Source organism: Pseudonocardia nigra, from assembly GCF_019396355.1.
Classification (GTDB): Bacteria; Actinomycetota; Actinomycetes; order Mycobacteriales; family Pseudonocardiaceae; genus Pseudonocardia; species Pseudonocardia nigra.
In genome coordinates this window covers 1-1,331 of sequence record NZ_JAHKRK010000464.1, presented here as the reverse complement: position 1 = coordinate 1,331, position 1,331 = coordinate 1, and the positions used below count along the sequence as shown (strand labels likewise).

Annotated in this window: 1 protein-coding gene; it reads right to left on the bottom strand. The window is 62.7% G+C overall.

The features are described from left to right. Positions 1-219: 219 nt before the first annotated feature. Positions 220-1,200 carry a reverse transcriptase domain-containing protein gene (locus tag KME75_RS41610; protein WP_246633836.1) on the bottom strand — a complete coding sequence of 327 codons (981 nt, stop codon included), beginning with the start codon at positions 1,198-1,200 and terminating at the stop codon, positions 220-222. Positions 1,201-1,331 lie beyond the last annotated feature (131 nt).

The following is a 1,331-nucleotide window of genomic DNA, read 5'->3' as shown; positions in this document are numbered from 1 at the left end:
ACCTGAAAGATCATCAGGAGCCGCGCTCGCCTGGCAACTCAGCCCCCTCGTCTCCCGCACTGACCAGGGCGAGCCAACCGGAAAAAACCGGACGTAACACCTAAATGATCAGAACGCCGGGGCCCTGCACTCGACCCGAGTCTCTTGCTTTCTTCAGTCGGGTGGCCCGGGGGGATCTCACCCCCGGGCTCCCACAGAACGTTGCGTGAATCTCTCGATTCACACCGCTCTTATCATCTGATCCATTCGAACGTGCCCGTCCATTGCCAGTGCACGAAGAGACCGGGTCCTACTCACCAGCTGGTCCCACCATCTCTTGACACGCTTGAACGAGGCCAGCCGCCGATACTTCTTCCGAGCCCAGCGCACCAGGTAGCCGCTGATGCGCTTGAGGAGGGGATGCAGCTTCGACCGGAAGAACCGGCCGTAGTAGTTCATCCAGCCCCGTACGATCGGGTTGATCCACTGTGCGAGATCGGCCAGATCGTGCCGGGTTCGTGCGTGGATCCGCCAGCGGCGGACCTCGCGGCTGATCACCTTCAGGGCCTCCGGACTGATCGCGGGCACGAACGCGGTGAACAACCGCCCGTGCCTGCTCCGGACCGTTCGGGGGCAGAACCGGTACCCCAAGAACGTGAACGACGTGGCCTCGAACGAGCCCGGTCGGTTGTCGTCCTTGCAGTACACGATCTTGGTCTTGTCGGGATGCAACCGCAGCCCGACCTGTTCCATCCTGTCGGTGAGCGCGGCCCACACCTCACGTGCCTGCCGTTCTGTCGCGCAGTGCACCACCGCGTCGTCTGCATAGCGCTCGAACTCCACGGTCGGGAACTCCCGAACCAGGAACAAGTCGAACGCGTAATGCATGAACAGGTTGGCCAGCACTGGCGAGACCGCGGACCCCTGCGGGGTCCCTCGGTCTCGCGCCACACGGGTGCCGTCGGGTAACTGCAGCGGCGCGGTCAGCCACCGCTTGACGTACAGCACCACCCAACGTTGGTCGGTGTTGGCCTCCACCGCCTTGACCATGAGGTCGTGATCCACGGAATCGAAGAACTTCTGAACATCGAGGTCCAGAACCCAGTTCTTCTTCTGGCACCGCTGACGGCATCGGGCCACCGCATCCAATGCCGAACGCTTCGGCCGGTACCCGTAGGAGTCGCCGTGAAAGATCGACTCCGTCCGCGGTTCCAGCGTCATCGCCACGTAAGCATTCAGCCCGATCTTGAGCGTGACCTCGTGTCGGGGTCAGTGTGATCTTGGCGGCAGTGGCGTGTCGATCACGAATGATCGGCTGGTCTGCGGTGTGATCTTGGGGTGTCCGAGCCGGA

What these genes read in the sequence shown, in the direction of transcription:
- KME75_RS41610 (WP_246633836.1), bottom strand. Translation starts at nt 1,200, where the DNA reads ATGACGCTGGAACCGCGGACGGAGTCGATCTTTCACGGCGACTCCTAC.